Raw genomic sequence first — 17,780 nt, 5'->3', positions numbered from 1 at the left:
GTCAGCTTTTTTTCATAATCGTAAATAACTTTTCTGTATAAGGGCTTAAAAATATTCCTGTTTCATCTAGTGACTTCCTCACTTTTAGAAACGAATGCAATTCTGGATATATATTTTGCAATTTTTCGTACGTTAACGTATGCATTTTCCCCCAATGTGGGCGCCCTTCATACTTTAAAAAAATTTTCTCCACTTCACCAAAATAAGCGGCATACTTCATACCTTTATACATATGAACAGCTATATACGCTGAATCTCTTCCATATGCTGGACTGAGCCATATATCATCACCTCTTACGTAGCGGCATTCAATCGGGAAGTGCACCTTATACTTTTTCTTTTCAATAAGATTTGAAATTTCTTCTACAACAGCCCTCATATACTTTGAAGGGACACTGTACTCCATTTCATAAAATGGAACTGTACGTGATGTAGCGAACACTTCATAGCTTGGTCCAATTATTTTCGTATTCGGTACAGCCTTAGCTGATAATCGGCTTACTCCTTTACTTATAGAAGGAAACCATTTACACCCTTTAGATAATAAAGAGAACATCCTATTTTCAAGTAACTCCACCTTTAGTTTATGCCATTTCAAATCACTTTCTTTACTCGTTGTTTCGTTTGTAAATTTCACTTGTACTTCATCTGAATAAGGAAAAACGAAAAATTCAAAATGACGATTCTTCTTATATTCTTCTAGTTTGTTCATTACAGTAGACAATGATTGTTTTTCACTTTCATAAACAAGCGAATACGCTGGAATAACCTTCAATTTTATCTTTACAATGATACCTAGCATTCCAAGCGACAACTGAAATGCTTTCCAATATTCGGCGTTCTCGGTTTCTGAACAAACTATACTCTCACCTGTTGATAAAACTGCCGTGATCTCTATAACTTGTGTTGATAAACTCCCAAATGTAACACCCGTCCCATGAGTTCCCGTACTAATCGCTCCTGCAATAGATTGTGAATCAATATCTCCTAAATTTTCTTGCGCATAACCTTTTTCCTGAAGTAACTTCCCTAAATCATGTAGCTTTGTTCCCGCCCATACTTCGGCAACCTTCTTCTCTGCATCAATATTTGCAATGCCCTTCAATTCATCTAAAGAAACTAAAATTTCTTCCGTTTGCACAAGAGGTGTAAAAGAATGCCCTGAACCGACAACACGAATTTTCTTTCCTTTTTTTCGTGCAAGCCCCACAACTTCTACTACATCTTGTATACTTTTTGGATACATCATATAATGCGGTGTTCCTTCTACATTCCCTGTCCAATTTCTCCATTTTTGTCCCTTTATAGAAAGCATTGTCCATCCCCCCGATATGTTGAATACTCTCCAACGATTTCCCCTTGTTTAATGAGATACAAAACAGGAAAACGCTCACATAACTCTCCAGCTTTACTATGACGAAACAAGATAGAATCTCCTATCGCTACTCGTTCCTCACCGTCATAAAAAATTGGCGTTTGCACTTCACCAGCACCTTCTAAAGCTAATAGTTTTGCACCACCCGGTCGCCAAACCTCAGGCTCTTTATCTTTACCAACTGCACCTGAGGCAATATATCCGCCACCTAGGCAAGTATAAATAAAAGGAGCCGGTTTGCGTACAACTGGTAAAGCAAATCCGGCAGCTGGCTGAAATTTTACTTCTTTATAATAGTCAAACAGTTTAGGAGAGTAAAAGGCGGATCCTACAGTAATCTCTGAAACTGAGTTATCTTGCTCAGTTGTTTTTATACTTCCTGTTCCTCCTCCATTTACAAATCTTAGTTCAATACCAAGGTTTTGTATTTCTTTTACGATACGTTCTCTTCTTTCTTTAACCTCTAACACTGATTTCTTCTTTAAATACGAAACAGCTTTACTTTTCATCCATTGATTCGGTATATGATCCCCCACCCCGGCAATTTGAGCTTCATATCCCATTACACCATCTAGTATTAAATATGATGAGTCCTTCACCTTTTCTACTATTTTCAAAGCGCTCTGCACATCTTTTACCGGGGATCTTTTTACACCAAAATGAAATTTCAAAAAACGACTACTCATATCAATATCCAAACAAACGCGAAAACACCCTTTAGACTTCTCAGCAATTTTTTCTAAATAAGTAATATGGTCTTCACAATCCACCATACAAGTTATAATGTGCCCTTGCTTTGTCAGCAAACTAATTTCATGTAAAGCTCTTTCATCATAAACAGGATATCCGAGCAATAAATCATTAAATCCTTGTTCAATTAAAAACAAAGCTTCTCTAGGAGAAAAACACATAATACCTTGAAAGCGATTATTTGCAGCCAAAATCTTTTTCATAATTGGAACAGAGCGTAATGATTTACTCGCTATACGAATCTTCTTATCTCCACTTAACTCTATAATCGATTGAATGTTCCTCTCTAAAGCCACTTCATCTAAAAATGCACACGGTAATGGAACTTCCTTAAAAATTCCTCTATCCACAGTTTTCTCTCCTCTTCTATATATGTCTTATACATATTGGAAAGAAAGAATGATTTTCCTGTTTTCAAATAAAAAAAGTTTCTTCTTTACGAAGAAACTTTTTCAAGGCTACTCTACTTCATAGAAATAGTCGCCTCTACTGGATAATGATCCGAGTAATCATTATATGTATATTCTTTGAGCCATGACGTAACAGTCCATTGTGGCGATTTCGACTGTAACACCTTATTCTCTATATACGATGGATTAGCATGGTCCTTACTTGTAATAATATAATCTAAATACTCGGCAGGGCTATCGGGGAAGTTATATTTCGCAATACTGTTTGTCGTCGCATCCCAAGTTGCAGTATGTCCAGTATAAGATGGAATAGAAGCGTGCAATGTTTTGAACATGGATGCGTACTCTGAGTCACTATTATTCTCAGCATTTATTTTATTCACATTCATATCACCACCAATTAACACATACTCGTTATTTGGTATATTTTTATTTTTAATAAACTCTTGAATTTCTTGTAGCTGTTTTGTACGTACAGATGCTGGCGAAGTTTGTCCACACATATTATCTTCAGCTTGTAAATGTGTCCCAATTACATGAACGAAACGATCATTTTTCTTAACTTTTGTGTATACAAATCCTTTATTTGATAAGTTATCTGGCCCACATCCTTTTTCAAATACATATTGAATCTTTTCAATGATTGGCCATTTACTTACAATAGCTACACCGCCATCTTCAGGGGTCGAAGATGAATAGTTACCTAATGTTTTATCCCATTCGTTTCCGTTACTACGACCTAATACTGCCGTTTGATTTGGATATTCTTTCTTCAAATTTCCTAATAAGCGATTTGAAGCGTTATTATCAAATACTTCATTTAATATAACAACATCTTGATTTTTCATATAATCCGCTGCCCCAATTAAATCAGCACGCTCATTTTGTCCCCAGTTCGGATATAAGTTCGTTGATAGCATGTACACATTATGCGTCATCACTTTTAATGTATTATTTTGATTTATAGACATTTCTGCTTGAGCTGAAGATCCACTATATAAAGCTCCTAAACCAATCCCAAAGCTAAGTACACCTTTTAGCAATTTACCTTTCACGTTTCATACCTCCATGTACTGTGTAGTGATAAAAAGGCCAAATACTCTATTCTGAGATTTGACCTTTTTCAAATATTTAACGATTTCCGTACGTATCAAACCAAAGCTGGATGTATCCAGCAGTAACACGTTGTGCATCCATTAATCGCGTACCTGTCATTGGTGTAACTTCAGCGCGCCATTTATCTGCATATTCTTGTGATACAGCTGCTTTCACGAACCAATCTTTCGTATTATCATTTACAATGCCAGAGTAATCTTGTTTCGCAGCTACTGCCGCTCCATGAATCCAATCTTCTGGATTTGTACCTTTCCAGTTCCAATATCCATTTCCATCCGTTACTTTATAATTATCTTTTATCGTATCTACAAAGTTTTCATATTTAGAATGGAACCCTTGTGGATACGAAAGATTTGTAAAGTTTGCCGCATGCATCGGTTGATTTACATCCCCTAAGTAATGAAGAGATAACCCCAAATAGAAGAATGCTTGTTTCATATCTTTATTTTTGTATGACTCACCTGCTAATTTGAAATATTTAGCTCCAGTTTCCTTTGCCTGCTTTGCAAATGGAATATAAGTTTTTCCATTGTCAGGGTCATAGAAGTGTGAAGCAAATGTGCTATTATCATAATAAGGATTTTCATAGTCAGCAGCATAAATACCGTTCTCTAACTCCGTACGCCATTCATTTAATAGTGCAACTTGATCTTGTTTTACAAGTGTTGTATTACGAGACATAATATCCATTGCACGGTTTACAATCCATAAATGAGAGTTTACGCCTTCTTTATGCTTATCTTCAGCAGACCAGCGGTGAACTATATTTATTCTACTTCCCCCATCATTTTCATGAGCAAATGCAACACTTTGTAACGGAGCTACTAATGTAATAGCTGCTGCTAAAGCAAGAACTTTCTTTTTCATCTGAAATCCTCCATTTTATAATTGAATTATTTTTCATATTTTGTTAGGATCCTACGATGTCTTCCGGTTAACCTATGACTAGAATATCCCACCTTTCACAAAATTTCTATCAATAAATTAAAATATGCAAATGTTCATATCATTATAACTTTATACATAGTGAATATAATGAATGAATACACTTACATTGTAATAAAATATTGTTAAGCTACTGCAAATACTTGTCTAAACTAATGTAAAAAAAGAGTAAAGCGATTAACCGCTTTACTCTTTTTTTCTTTTCGATAATATACTTGGCAGTTGCACATTAACTGCCAATTTATGAATAAATCCAAACACTAATCCAATCCCAATAAATATGTATAAGATTGTAAATACCTTTCCGAAATCAGTTTGCGGACTAAAATTCCCATCACCGACAGTCGTCAACGTAACCACACTAAAATATAGAGCGTCAAGAGGACGTAATCCTTCAACTGTACTATAAAAAATCGTACCAGATGTTAATGTTAAAAATGTTAATACGAATAATACTTGAAATTCTTTATCTTTCCACGCTCGTAAACAAGCTTTTAGCATCCGTTTCAATGTCAACATAAATGAAAGCATTAGACTTCCCCTTCCAAACAAAATACCTGTAGTTAAAGGAAAGTCTATCACCTTTCTGTATAGAAAAAAAGTAGCCCTCTTCTATTTCTAGAAAAGGGCTACTTTTTACTATTCTCTATTATTTAGGTGAAACAAGAATTTTCACTTGTGTTTTATCTTTTACAAGTGCTTCAAATCCTTCTTCAACAACTTGATCTACTGTGATTTTTTTCGTAATTAATTTCTCTGCTTGAATTTGGCCAGAGCTAATTAATTTAATAACAGCTGGGAAGATATGACGGTATCCAAGAATACCGATAACTTCTTTTTCTTTTAGTACAAGATTGTTTGGCGTAATTGTCGCATCTTTTTCCCACACACTAACAATTACAGTTTGTCCTTCAAAGCTTGTACTTTCAATCGCTTGACGAAGTACTACTTCGACACCTGTTACTTCAAAGCTCACATTTACACCTAAACCATTTGTTAAGTTACGAATTTCTGCTAGTACATCTTGAGTAGCTGGATTTAATACATAATCCGCACCTGCTAATTTTGCTAACTCTTGACGTTCTTTAGAAAGTTCTACTGCAATAACAGGAGTTGCTCCTGCTGCTTTAGCTGCTTGAATGACAAGAAGTCCAATTGGACCACAACCAAATACTGCTACAGCTTCCCCTTCTTTTAATTTACTTTGACGTACTGCATGAACTGCTACCGCTGCTGGTTCTACAAGTGCACCTTGTTCATACGTCATTTCATCAGGAATATGGTGGACCATATCTTCTGGTACTACTGTATATTCAGAGAAACCGCCGCCTTCTCCGCCAAGACCGTGGAAAACAAGTTGTTCACAAACATTGTAATGTCCATGTTTACAAGCTTCACATTTACCACAAGAATAAATTGGTTCTACAACGACGCGATCTCCCACTTTATGAGAAGTAACGCCTTCACCGATTTCAACTACCTCACCACTAAACTCATGACCTAAAATAACCGGTGCTTTTACGTGTGTTAATGGGTGCTCTTCTGTTGGAATAAAAATAGGTCCTGCTAAATATTCATGCAAGTCTGTTCCGCAGATACCACACCATTTCACTTTAATCTTAACTGCTCCTGGTCTTACAGTTGGTTCTGGTACTTCTTCTACTCGTACATCGCGTTGATTATGCCAAAGTAATGCTTTCATTTTATACATCCCTCTCTACGTATATACTTAACCTGGTGAAGTTTACCAATCTATTATAATACTTCTATCCATATATTTCAAAAAAACAATCTCAATTCCACTAAATTTTAACAAATAACGTTCAATATTTTGTCACTTTGTACTTTTTTCCACATCTGTTAATGCTAATTTCATTGCGGTTGAAATTAGCATTATGCCATAATAGCATAGGAGAGGTGAATATCGCTTGAAATATTTTATTTACTTTATTGTTATCGTAGCGTTTTTAGATACATTTTCACAATTACCTATTATGAGTACGTTCGCTCAAAGTCTTGGAGGATCTCCTCTTATTATTGGGCTAGTTGTCGGTATGTACTCATTCGCTAATATGATCGGTAATATTATTGCTGGCGCTGCTGTCGATAAATTTGGTGCAAAAAAAATACTTTATATAAGCATGGGACTTACGAGTTTCATAGTCTTGTTATACACCGTTGTTCAAAGTGGTGAACAACTATTAGTTGTGCGCTTTATGCACGGCTTTAGTGACGGATTTTTAATTCCTGCTGCCTTTACGTTTTTATCAAAACAAACAAATTCAGCAAGACAAGGTAAGGCAATGGCTCTATCTGGTGCTGCTGTTGGAACAGCGGCAATTGTAGGACCGGCTTTCAGTGGAATTATGAAAGCAACTGCTGGTATAGAGTGGGTGTTCATCACCATTTCTATTTTAATGGTCCTTGGTACAATCGTATCTCTATTCTTCTTACCAAATAACGTATCAAGAAAAGATACCTCAAGAACACAAATGATGAACAAAGAAGATATGATTGAACTATTGAAATCAGAACCGTTATTGCAAGCATATATTGGTGCTTTCACACTAATGTTCTCACAAGGAATTGTCACTTATATGCTACCAGTGAAAGTTGAGGCATTAGCGCTTAAAGCATCTACAACAGGCATGATGTTAAGTGTATTCGGAATTACCGCTATCCTCTTCTTCTTGCTACCAACAAACCGTATTTACGATCGATTTAATCGTTCAAAACTCATGCTAATTGGGATTGCAGTAATGGCATTCGCGTTATCTTTACTTGGATTATTCGCAACAAAAGGTATGCTCTTTATCGTTATGATGATTTATGGCATTGGATTCGCTATCCTTTTCCCATCGATAAATGCATTACTTGTTGAAAATACGACAGATGATAAGCGCGGAAAAGCATTCGGATTGTTTTATGCTTTCTTCTCATTAGGAGTTGTTGCTGGCTCCTTTACAGTCGGAGCAATCGGGGCATCGCCTAGCGTCAGCTTCGTTATCGGAACTGCATTCTTGTTAACATTTGCTGGAATGATTTTTGTAAGAAGCAAAGTAAAAAAGACAATGATGGGTTAATTCCATCATTGTCTTTTTTTAAAATGCATATTGATATAATCCGTAATATAATGGCAGCGTTGGGATAATACCAATTAATTTGAATATAAAAGGTAGCGGTTCATCCTTCTCTTCATATAAACGTAAAACAAAAACGGCACTCAAAGTCCAAATAACACTAAACAGGAAGATGCATTTCCAAACGAGTGGGGTTACTATCTCTACATCAAAGACAAAACCAAATAGCCCAATCCACGTGATTATAGTCACCACAAAATCAAACTTTTGAATTAGTGTTTGAAACATGCCTCTTACTAGCGAAGTTATAGTTAATATCGCTATAATTACTAAATAAACTTTCCACAACATAATGATAAGCTCCTATTCAACTTTTGACTTTCAACAAGCCGTATTTAATAAACAATATGGCATTATATTTTTCATAAAGATAATACAACGGATAACAAAATAAGAAGAAAATAAGTACAGTTGGTACATCATCTATAATAGAAAAATATTTTACTAGTAATTCCTTAATACTCTCTCCAATCATAATAAACAGTGGAATTATACAAATTGCCGCTAATATTAAACATGGTGTGATCCTCATTTCTTTTAATTTCACCTTACAGTGTGGACACCTGAATGAAAAAGGATGCGGGAGATCAATAATATGTTGTGCAGTAATATTCCCTTCACACTGTGGACATTCAATTATTTCTTTCATTTAGTTCACTCCTTTCTATCCATAAAAAAGAGCCCTATCGAATAGAGCTCTTTGATTGCCGAATATATCACTTTTGTGTATAGCCAAATAACAATGTAAATAAATTAAACTGTAAAGGCAATACTACATTTCTTCTTCTACAAAGAAAGTGTATAAATACCGACGATACTTCGACAATTTCCTCGGAAATATTTCCTTTACCCACATAATTTGATACACTACATATGAACAGACAATTGTATTACATAAGCTAAAATAATAACTTAATGTACAAATTAAAAAGCACACTCTTCATATGAAGAATGTGCTTTTATGTTATTAACGTTTAATCCAAACAGCGCCTGCCGATTTATCCTCTGCCTGTCCAACAACTTGGAATTTAAGTCCAAGGTTTGGAACTTTTCTTCCCGCGTCTGCAATTTGTTTGTTACTATATACTTTTGAATCATCAAAAGTTGTAACACCTTGTAATCCAGAATAGTTAAACTGTCCACGTGTTAATGAATTTGCACTCCATGCGGGTGTTTGATCAAATGAAAAGGCAGCGTCTGCAATTTGCATGCCTGTATTACCATACGCTGGTTTCCCGTTTAAATTCCCAACAAACGCTTCTGGATGAGAGTCTACAACACCAAGGAAGCCTTCACCTGGATGTACCCCAACCCAGTTATCTTTGAAACTATCATCTGCATACCAAACGACAAGACCAGTATTATACACCGGACCTTTTCCTGCTTTTAATCCATTATCTGATCCAGCATAGTTTCTCCACTCTAAATAATAATAATGTTGTTTCTTCTCTGTCCCATCAGAAACAACGAATCCATTTAACTGCATTTTAGATGTTCCTTCTGCATCATCAGAAAATACTACTTGTCCATCAACTGTTACATTTACATTATCCATCGCGAAACCTTTATATGTTAAAGCTGGATCTGTAATATAGTCGAATTGTAGTTTCACTTTCTTCCCTTTAAATTGACTTAAATCGTATGATTTATCAATCCATTTTCCATCTGTCGTGTCTTTATCTCCTTGTACTACTTTTTCTCCAACTCTATCAATTAACGTCTTCGTTCCATCTTCTGTTACAGCATGTACTTCGATGAAATCACACTCTGCTTCTAACTCATAATTTGCTTTATAATCGAATTTTGCATTTGTTCCTTTTGTTAAATCAAAGAATGGTGTTTCTAATGTTGTATGCATATCATCTCCTCTTGTACTATAATATGCATGCTTTCCAAACTCCGGTTTAATTGTTTCAACACTTTTACCTGGTAAGTTAACACGTACAACGCCTGGACGATTGGATTTCGTAACACTTTGATCAATATATGTAGGAACTCCTACACCACGCTTAATTTTATCGTAATCTACTTCTAAAATTTTTGCCCAGTTACCACCCATATTTTTTTGTAAGAAATCTTTATTTTGTGGTGAGAAACTAGTTGGCTCTGTTCCTGCGATTTTTCCTGTCCAGCTACCTCCACTCATTAATGACCACGCTTCAACAGGTGAACCAGTTCCAGTATATTTCGTGTCATATTCATCCGGTAAACCAAGGTCATGTCCAAATTCATGCGCAAATACACCTACTGCTCCATCTTCTGGTTCAATTGTGTAATCATGCGCTGCTACTTTTCCACCAAAGTAATCTACATTTGATTTTGTACCTTCAATCGCTACTGGATCTATTGCTAATTTTGAACGATGTGACCAAATTGCATCATCACCTAATTTACCGCCACCAGCTTCTTGACCAACACCAGCATGGATTACCATTAAATGATCAATTACACCATCAGGTTCATTTGGATTTCCATCACCATTTGTATCATATCTATCAAATTGATCAAATTGAGATAAATCTAACCCTTTCTCAGCAGCTGCATGTAAAGCTTCTTTCACTAAATCACGTGCGCCTTTTGGTCCTTTATTATCGTGACCACTACTACCATCAGCACCGTAGTCAGACGCTTTCCCTGGCACAGTTAGCCATTCGGTTACATATCCATCCGTCGTATAACTACCGCCAGACTGCTCTTCATAATATTGTTTAAACGTTTTTACTTTCGAACCATCAAATAGCTTGTACGGCTCATTACCAAATAACATTTTTTGATAATGCTCTCTACTAAAGTCTTTCGAATACATATACCCTGGCGTTTGATCAATATTATTATGTTTATAATCACTAAATTCAACGAGTAATACTAATACTTTATCATTTCGAACCGGTCCATTATATGGCGCTTGCTTTGCTTTAGAAGTTGGAACTTGCCCATTCAATTGATTTTTATTTGGTTCCGGTTTTTGCTCAGGGCTAACATTTTTTTCAGGTTTCTTTACTTTCTCCTTTTCTTCCATTTTTTTCTCTTTTACTTTTTTCACAAAATCAGATGCCTCTTTAGCAGTATCCGCTGGAAGAATTTCTTTATTTGCCTGATCCCCTTGTTTCTTTTCAATATATTTCTCTACAGCCTTTTTCGTCTCTTCTTTAGAAGATGCTGGATTAATTGTTCCTCTTTCCTTCAGTGCTTCCGCTAAACGATCTTCTTGAATTAAATTGTAATCAATTGGTGTTGTAGACACACTTTCTTTTGCTGGCGTTTCTGCGTATGCTAACGGAGCACTCATTACAGCTGAGCATCCGATGATTGTCGCGATCGTTAACGATGACAACACTTTAAATGGCGCTTTTTTTCTCATCTTACTCATCCCCTTGTATCAATCTTAAACTTCAGATAAAAATACGTAATCTATCCTCCCTTGTATAATAAAAGACATGATTCTATAAGCAATAAGCTTTCTGTTATAGAATCATGTCCTCCAGTTTTCTGGTCAGACCCTCTATCTTTTTATGTCGAAATGTGAAAAATAAAGAGTGATTTGTATATATTAAATAGCTTATATTAAAAATTTAAAAGACAATATGCACAATTGCATGAAAATTCTTTCAAACAAAAAAAGAACCCAAGTTAATTAAACTTGGGTTCTCCATTTCGTATTATTTCTCTTGTGTTTTTTCCCAATCAGCTAAGAATTTCTCAATTCCTTGATCTGTTAATGGGTGCTTCACTAATGAAGCGATTACGTTTGCTGGGATTGTTGCAATATGTGAACCGTTTAATGCTGCTTCTGTTACATGAACACTGTGACGGACAGATGCTGCAATGATTTCTGTTTCAATGCCGTGAATTGCAAAGATTTCTGCGATTTGGCGAATTAAGTCCATACCGTTATGACCGATATCATCTAGGCGACCTAAGAACGGTGAAACGTATGTCGCACCAGCGCGAGCTGCAAGTAATGCCTGCACCGCTGAGAATACTAATGTAACGTTCGTACGAATTCCTAAATCTGAGAATGCTTTTACTGCTTTTAAGCCTTCTGTTGTCATTGGAACTTTTACAACAACGTTTGGAGCGATTTTTGCTAACTCTTTTCCTTCTTCAATCATTTTATCAGCTTCTAAGCTAATTACTTCTGCGCTTACAGGTCCTTCAATAAAGCTGCAAATTTCACGAATACGCTCATGGAAATCTACGCCTTCTTTTGCTACAAGTGATGGATTTGTCGTTACTCCAGCTACTACACCTAATGCATTTGCCTCTTTAATTTCGTTAATGTTTGCTGTATCAATAAAAAATTTCATTTGTTATTCTTCCTTCCTAATTTTCATTTTATATTTATTTATTTTTTCTTAATAAGCTCTAATTCAATCGGAATAAATTTGTCCACTTTTTTACCTTGTGTTATCTCTTTCGCTGTTTCCATCGCCTTCTCTCCGATTAATTCTGGTTTTTGAGCGACTGTTGCTGCCATACGCCCATCTTTAACCGCTTTTACAGCATCATCTGTTGCATCAAATCCAACAACAACCACATCTGTTTTACCAGCAGATTTCAATGCCTCAATTGCGCCTAATGCCATTTCATCGTTATGAGCAAACACTGCTTTTATATCGCTATTTGCTTGCAAAATATTTTCCATAACGGATAATCCTTTTGCACGATCGAAATCAGCTGCTTGTTTTGCTACTACTTTTAAAGACTTATCAGCTACGTTATGGAATCCTTTCCCACGCTCACGAGCAGCAGACGATCCAGGGATTCCTTCTAACTCAGCAACATTTGTTCCTTCACCAACTAACTCCCGAATGTAATCACTAGCCATTTGACCACCTTCTATATTGTTGGAAGCAATATGAGAAACAACTTTACCTGAATTCGCAACCCGGTCTACTGTAATAACAGGAACATTGGCTGCATTAGCTGCACTTACCGCTGAAGCAACAGCATCTGAATCGGTTGGATTAATAACAATTACATCGACACCTTTTTGAATTAAATCTTCAACATCATTTGTTTGCTTCGCCGCATCATTTTGTGCATCAACAGCAATTAATTCAATGCCGCTATCTTTTGCCTTCTTTTCTGCACCTTTTTTCAACGTGACGAAAAATGGATTATTTAAAGTTGAAACAGAAAATCCAACTTTAATAGTTTTATTTCGACCTTTATCGCTAGAATCCTTTGCCCATTCTGGTGGTTCCATTGAACAACCAGCAGTAACTACCATGATGCATGCAACGAGTATCAGTAACCATTTTTTCATGAATTGCCCCTCCATTACGCTTCTTTTCGACGATCAATTAGTACAGCTAGTAAGATTACAAGTCCTTTTACAACTTGTTGGAAGAAAGAAGATACACCTAATAAATTTAAACCGTTATTTAGTACACCAATAATAAGCACACCGATGAATGTACCAACAATCCATCCTCTTCCACCTGAAAGACTCGTTCCTCCTAACACAACTGCAGCAATTGCATCCAATTCGTAAGAAGTACCAGCAGTCGGCTGTGCAGAATCTAACCTTGATGTTAAGACAATACCTGCAAGCGCTGCCAAAATTCCGGAAAGACCGTAAATCATTACTTTAATTCTCGTAACATTAATACCTGATAAAGCTGCCGCTTCTTCATTTCCACCAATCGCAAACGTACGGCGACCAAACGTTGTTTTCTTTAAAATAAAGTACAATACTGCAAAAGCAATCATCATTGTAACGGCTGGCACAGGAATACCAAGGAAATAACCACGGCCAAACATTTGGAACATTAAATGATCACCAAGACCAGTGATCGGACGTCCGTCCATATAAACAAGCGTCAACCCGCGAAAAATAGTCATTGTTGCTAAAGTTGCAATAAACGGAGCTACTTTTCCCTTCGCAATAATGATACCGTTTACAATCCCCATTGCAAGACCTGCTAACAATCCAACTACCATTGCAAGGAACGGATCCATGCCACTTGCCATCATTCCGGCAACAAGTGCACTTGATAATGCTAAAATAGAACCTACCGATAAGTCAATACCCCCTGTTAAAATAACGAAGGTCATTCCAAATGCAATGAGTGCATTAATCGATACTTGGCGCAGTATATTAAATAAATTTGGAATTTCAATAAATGCTGGATTTAAAGCTGTAATTACTACGATAATTAATACTAATCCAATTAAAGAACCAAGTTGTTGTAATACATTCCCCTTCTTAGCCATATCTTACTCTCCCCCTGTAGCTAGTGCCATAATAGACTCTTGCGATGCCTGATCTTTCTCTAAAATACCACCGATTTTCCCTTCATGAATGACGAGAACTCGATCACTCATTCCTAAAACTTCTGGAAGCTCAGACGATACCATAATAACGGCATCTCCTTGCTCGGTAAGCTTATTCATAATAGAGTAAATTTCTTTTTTAGCCCCAACATCTACACCTCTCGTTGGTTCATCTAAAATGAGTAACTGCGGATGAATACCTAACCATTTTGCAATTACAATCTTTTGCTGATTTCCACCAGAAAGAGATTTGACAGCTTGCTCTCCGTTTGCTGCTTTCACATTAAGAAGCTTCATCATATCCTCTGTAAATTGCCGTTCTAAACCTTTATTAACCACGCTTCCCTTTGAAAGACTTTCTAAATTTGGTAAAGCTAAATTTTCACGAATCGAAAAATCTAACACAAGCCCTTCAGATTTTCTATCCTCTGTAATAAAGGCAATTCGTTGTCTAATCGCATCAATTGGACTATCAATTTTTACTTCTTGTCCATTCATGAAAATTTTTCCTGAATCGAGCGGTTCATATCCAAATATTGCTTTCATAATATCCGTGCGACCAGCTCCCATCAAGCCCGCAACACCAAGGATTTCACCTTTTCTAACTTGAAACGAAACATTTTCAAATTTCCCTTTTTTCGTTCCGTTTCGCATTTCAAAAATCACTTCGCCAATTTGACTATTTCGTTCTGGATAACGTTCACCAATACTGCGGCCCACCATCATGCTAACTACTTCATCAAATGACGTTTCTGGAATTAATCTTTTCCCTACATATTCTCCATCACGCAAAATCGTAATAGCATCACATATTGAAAAAATTTCTTCCATCCGGTGTGAAATATAAACGAATGAAACGCCCTCTTTACGCAATTTATTAATAACAATAAACAGAGTTTCAATTTCGCGATCTGTTAATGCTGCTGTAGGTTCATCCATAATAATAACGCTCGCCTTTGTCATTAATGCTTTAGCAATTTCAATAATTTGCTGTTGTCCAACTGATAATTCACCTGCTAGCATAGCACCTCTCACATGTAGACCAAGATCTGCTAATTGTTGCTGGGCAATCGCATTCATTTGACGCGTACGTAAAATGCCCGTTTTCCCATACATTAACTCTTTTCCAAGAAACATATTTTCAGCTACCGTTAAATTCGGTAATATGTTCAACTCTTGATGGATAAATGCAATACCATACTCTTCAGCTTCTTTCGCACTTTTAAAAGTTCGTTCTTTCCCATCAATCATGACTGTTCCACTGTCTTTTTTATATACACCTGTTAAAATCTTCATGAGCGTCGATTTCCCCGCTCCATTTTCCCCCATCAATGCATGGACTTCTCCTGTTTCAATCATAAACTGTGCGTTTTTTAGAACAGGATTACCACTGAACGCTTTTGAAATGTTCTTCATTTCAATATGCATTCTCATCACATCCCTTTATTAAAAAATCACGCCTGCATGTAAAATAACATTCGCATAAGGCGTTGCTTCTCCTGTACGAATAATCGCCTTCGCTCTCTTTGTATGCTCTTTAAATTCCTTATGAGACACATATTCAAATGCTGGCTCTATTAATCGCATCTCAACTTCTTTATTTACCTCTGCATTATTTATAATAACTTCTTCTGCTAACATCACTTTTTCAATTGCCATATCATCAGCAACTACTTGTAATACGTCTAAAAAGCTAGGCTTTCCGATTTCAACTGCTAAATCAATTCGTTTTACTCCATCAGGAATAGGTAACCCGCAATCAGCAATTACAATCGTATCTGTATGTCCAAGTGAAGCAAGGACTGCCGCAATTTCGCTATTTAATACACCGTGCTTTTTCATCCGACAATCACCTGCACTTCACGTACTCTATCTCTCGTTGGCATACCGCCCTGTGCCCCAAGTTTCGTTACAGAAAGACCACCAGCAATATTTGCAAAACGAATTGCCTTTTGAAGTGTTGCTCCTTCAGAAAGCGCAACTGCTAACGCACCGTTAAATGTATCACCTGCTCCAGTCGTATCTACTACGTCTACAGCAATACTTGGAACTTGAACAACTTCCGTTCCGTTATGGAAACGAACACCATTAGACCCTTCCGTCATCAATAGCTTATTTGGATATTTCGCAAGTAACTCTTCAATTGGTGATGTGAAATCATTTAATACGATGCGACATTCATGTTCATTCGGCGTAATATAAGTCGCTTTTTCTAAAATATCTTCTGATAAAAATTGTGCTGGAGCCGGATTCAACATAACTGGAATTTTATGCTCCTCACAAATAGACAGAACGTATTTTACTGTTTCAAGTGGAATCTCTAGTTGAAGAACAACCATATCAGCTTTTACAAGAAGGTCTTTTGAACGATCTACAATCGACTCATTTACAAGAGCATTTGCTCCTTGTACGACAACAATACTGTTATCCTCTTCTGCTAAAACGATATGAGCGATTCCTGTCGTCCTATCTGTAACCGGTACCACATAGTCGATAAAAATGCGTTCGTTCTCCAAATTTTTTCTAACTACTGTTCCGTAATCATCATTTCCTACTGCACCAACCATCGCTACATTTGCTCCTAATCTAGCTGCAGCAACTGCTTGGTTGGCCCCTTTTCCTCCTGGTATCGTATGAAACGCTTCACCAATTACTGTTTCTCCTGCTTTCGGCCGTATTTTTGAAACAGCCACTAAGTCCATTGAAATGCTACCTACTACTGCAATATTTGGCATCTGTCTCATCTCCTTACTTCGTTGTATTTCGTTCTATAATTTCAATCGGTAAACGATAGTGTTTCTCTTCTAATGGATTTCCTTCCATCTGCTCTAACAACAATTCTGTTGCAATTTTCCCCATTTCATAAATTGGCTGTGCAACAGTCGTAATAGATGGATACATCATTTCAGTTAAAGAAATTCCATCGAATCCAATAATTTGTAAATCGTCTGGAATAGAAATTCCCTTTTGAAGTGCAGCCTTTACAACGCCGATTGCAATTAAATCATTCCCAGCAACAATTCCATCAATATGCGGATATTCTTCTAATAATTCCACCGCTACCCGTTCACTATTAGCTGGATCGAATGTACTCTCTGCAATCATATAAGAAAGATTATTTTGCGTAATAACGTCTACAAAACCTTCAAAACGTTCATTAGCTGTGCTCACATCACGCGGTCCACGAATATGTGCAATATGTTTACACCCTTTGTCTATTAATAACTTTGTCGCCGCCTGGCTCCCTGCATAGTTATCTGCATATACAGTAGGAATGCGCTCATTAAACATACGGTCAATCGCAACAACTGGAATAGACAAATTCATGTAATTAACACTATTTTGTGGATTCGTTGCTACAATAAATCCGTCCACATTATTTTGTCTAAGCACATCAATGTATTGCTTCTCTTTTTCTAAATTTTCATCAGAGTTACAAAGTACAACTGTGTAACCTTGCTTATGTGCTACATCTTCTACAGCACGTGCAACTTCCGGAAAGAATGGATTCACGATATTTGGAACAACTAAGCCAATTAAACGAGACTTTTTATTATATAAAGAACGCGCTACTGTACTAGGCTTATAATCTAGCATTTCAATTGCTCGCTCTACTTTCTTTAATGTATCCTCATGGACATATCCATTTTTATTTAACACTCTGGAAACGGTCGCAACAGATACCCCTGCTAATTTTGCAACGTCTTTAATCGTACTCATTCTCTTTTCTCCTCATTTCATGTAACCGTTTACAGAAAATAATAT

Annotated in this window: 17 protein-coding genes; 1 reads left to right on the top strand and 16 read right to left on the bottom strand. The window is 36.5% G+C overall.

From position 1 onward, the window contains the following. Window position 1: 1 nt before the first annotated feature. The 6 genes from NSQ69_RS03530 to bdhA form a co-directional block, all read right to left on the bottom strand. Window positions 2-1,315 (bottom strand): D-arabinono-1,4-lactone oxidase, encoded by a 1,314-nt coding sequence (locus NSQ69_RS03530; RefSeq protein ID WP_341098935.1) that lies wholly within the window; start codon window positions 1,313-1,315, stop codon window positions 2-4. Then, window positions 1,303-2,475: an amino acid deaminase/aldolase gene (locus tag NSQ69_RS03525; protein WP_002125264.1), complete on the bottom strand. Its 1,173-nt coding sequence runs from the start codon at window positions 2,473-2,475 to the stop codon at window positions 1,303-1,305. The genes NSQ69_RS03530 and NSQ69_RS03525 overlap by 13 nt, the downstream gene beginning before the upstream one ends. A gap of 113 nt (window positions 2,476-2,588) precedes the next feature. Further along, window positions 2,589-3,590: a sphingomyelinase C gene (gene sph, locus NSQ69_RS03520; protein WP_002125262.1), complete on the bottom strand. Its 1,002-nt coding sequence runs from the start codon at window positions 3,588-3,590 to the stop codon at window positions 2,589-2,591. Between the two features lie 76 nt (window positions 3,591-3,666). Then, entirely contained in the window at window positions 3,667-4,518 is an 852-nt protein-coding gene (cerA, locus tag NSQ69_RS03515) for a phospholipase CerA (protein ID WP_002029789.1), read from the bottom strand. 264 nt (window positions 4,519-4,782) lie between these two features. Then, window positions 4,783-5,127 carry a potassium channel family protein gene (locus NSQ69_RS03510; protein WP_000948238.1) on the bottom strand — a complete coding sequence of 115 codons (345 nt, stop codon included), beginning with the start codon at window positions 5,125-5,127 and terminating at the stop codon, window positions 4,783-4,785. Between the two features lie 118 nt (window positions 5,128-5,245). Beyond that, complete coding sequence (gene bdhA / locus NSQ69_RS03505) at window positions 5,246-6,298, bottom strand: (R,R)-butanediol dehydrogenase (RefSeq protein ID WP_000645834.1); 1,053 nt, start codon at window positions 6,296-6,298, stop codon at window positions 5,246-5,248. A 226-nt stretch (window positions 6,299-6,524) separates the two neighbouring features. Here bdhA and NSQ69_RS03500 point away from each other — a divergent pair, with 226 nt between their 5' ends. Beyond that, window positions 6,525-7,679, top strand: coding sequence for an MFS transporter (locus NSQ69_RS03500; RefSeq protein WP_002125260.1), 1,155 nt, complete (start codon window positions 6,525-6,527; stop codon window positions 7,677-7,679). Window positions 7,680-7,697: 18 nt separating this feature from the next. Here the strand turns inward: NSQ69_RS03500 and NSQ69_RS03495 are convergent, their stop codons facing one another. From NSQ69_RS03495 to rbsR, 10 genes are all read right to left on the bottom strand, one after another. Further along, window positions 7,698-8,027 (bottom strand): hypothetical protein, encoded by a 330-nt coding sequence (locus tag NSQ69_RS03495; protein WP_033733756.1) that lies wholly within the window; start codon window positions 8,025-8,027, stop codon window positions 7,698-7,700. A 16-nt stretch (window positions 8,028-8,043) separates the two neighbouring features. Beyond that, window positions 8,044-8,385, bottom strand: coding sequence for a hypothetical protein (locus NSQ69_RS03490; protein WP_002125258.1), 342 nt, complete (start codon window positions 8,383-8,385; stop codon window positions 8,044-8,046). Window positions 8,386-8,703: 318 nt separating this feature from the next. Further along, window positions 8,704-11,097 (bottom strand): M6 family metalloprotease immune inhibitor InhA2, encoded by a 2,394-nt coding sequence (gene inhA2, locus NSQ69_RS03485; RefSeq protein WP_002125257.1) that lies wholly within the window; start codon window positions 11,095-11,097, stop codon window positions 8,704-8,706. 298 nt (window positions 11,098-11,395) lie between these two features. Then, on the bottom strand, window positions 11,396-12,043 hold the full coding sequence (fsa, locus tag NSQ69_RS03480; protein WP_000667669.1) for a fructose-6-phosphate aldolase: 648 nt from the start codon (window positions 12,041-12,043) through the stop codon (window positions 11,396-11,398). Between the two features lie 38 nt (window positions 12,044-12,081). After that, window positions 12,082-13,005 (bottom strand): ribose ABC transporter substrate-binding protein RbsB, encoded by a 924-nt coding sequence (gene rbsB, locus NSQ69_RS03475; protein WP_002125255.1) that lies wholly within the window; start codon window positions 13,003-13,005, stop codon window positions 12,082-12,084. A gap of 14 nt (window positions 13,006-13,019) precedes the next feature. Further along, the gene (locus NSQ69_RS03470; protein ID WP_002029798.1) at window positions 13,020-13,955 is read right to left on the bottom strand and encodes an ABC transporter permease subunit; all 936 of its coding nucleotides are present in this window, start codon (window positions 13,953-13,955) and stop codon (window positions 13,020-13,022) included. Between the two features lie 3 nt (window positions 13,956-13,958). Further along, window positions 13,959-15,443 (bottom strand): ribose ABC transporter ATP-binding protein RbsA, encoded by a 1,485-nt coding sequence (gene rbsA / locus NSQ69_RS03465; RefSeq protein ID WP_002125250.1) that lies wholly within the window; start codon window positions 15,441-15,443, stop codon window positions 13,959-13,961. Between the two features lie 18 nt (window positions 15,444-15,461). Next, window positions 15,462-15,857, bottom strand: a complete 396-nt coding sequence (gene rbsD / locus NSQ69_RS03460; protein WP_002125248.1) for a D-ribose pyranase — start codon at window positions 15,855-15,857, stop codon at window positions 15,462-15,464. After that, window positions 15,854-16,750 (bottom strand): ribokinase, encoded by an 897-nt coding sequence (gene rbsK / locus NSQ69_RS03455; protein ID WP_002010585.1) that lies wholly within the window; start codon window positions 16,748-16,750, stop codon window positions 15,854-15,856. Before rbsK ends, rbsD begins: the two co-directional genes overlap by 4 nt. Before the next feature lie 13 nt (window positions 16,751-16,763). Further along, window positions 16,764-17,735, bottom strand: coding sequence for a ribose operon transcriptional repressor RbsR (rbsR, locus tag NSQ69_RS03450; protein WP_002114118.1), 972 nt, complete (start codon window positions 17,733-17,735; stop codon window positions 16,764-16,766). Window positions 17,736-17,780 lie beyond the last annotated feature (45 nt).

The sequence above is a fragment of the Bacillus sp. FSL R10-2201 genome (assembly GCF_038008665.1).
GTDB lineage: Bacteria > Bacillota > Bacilli > Bacillales > Bacillaceae_G > Bacillus_A > Bacillus_A mycoides.
Note: the sequence above shows the minus strand (reverse complement) of the source record. Positions and strands in the feature narration are given on the sequence as shown.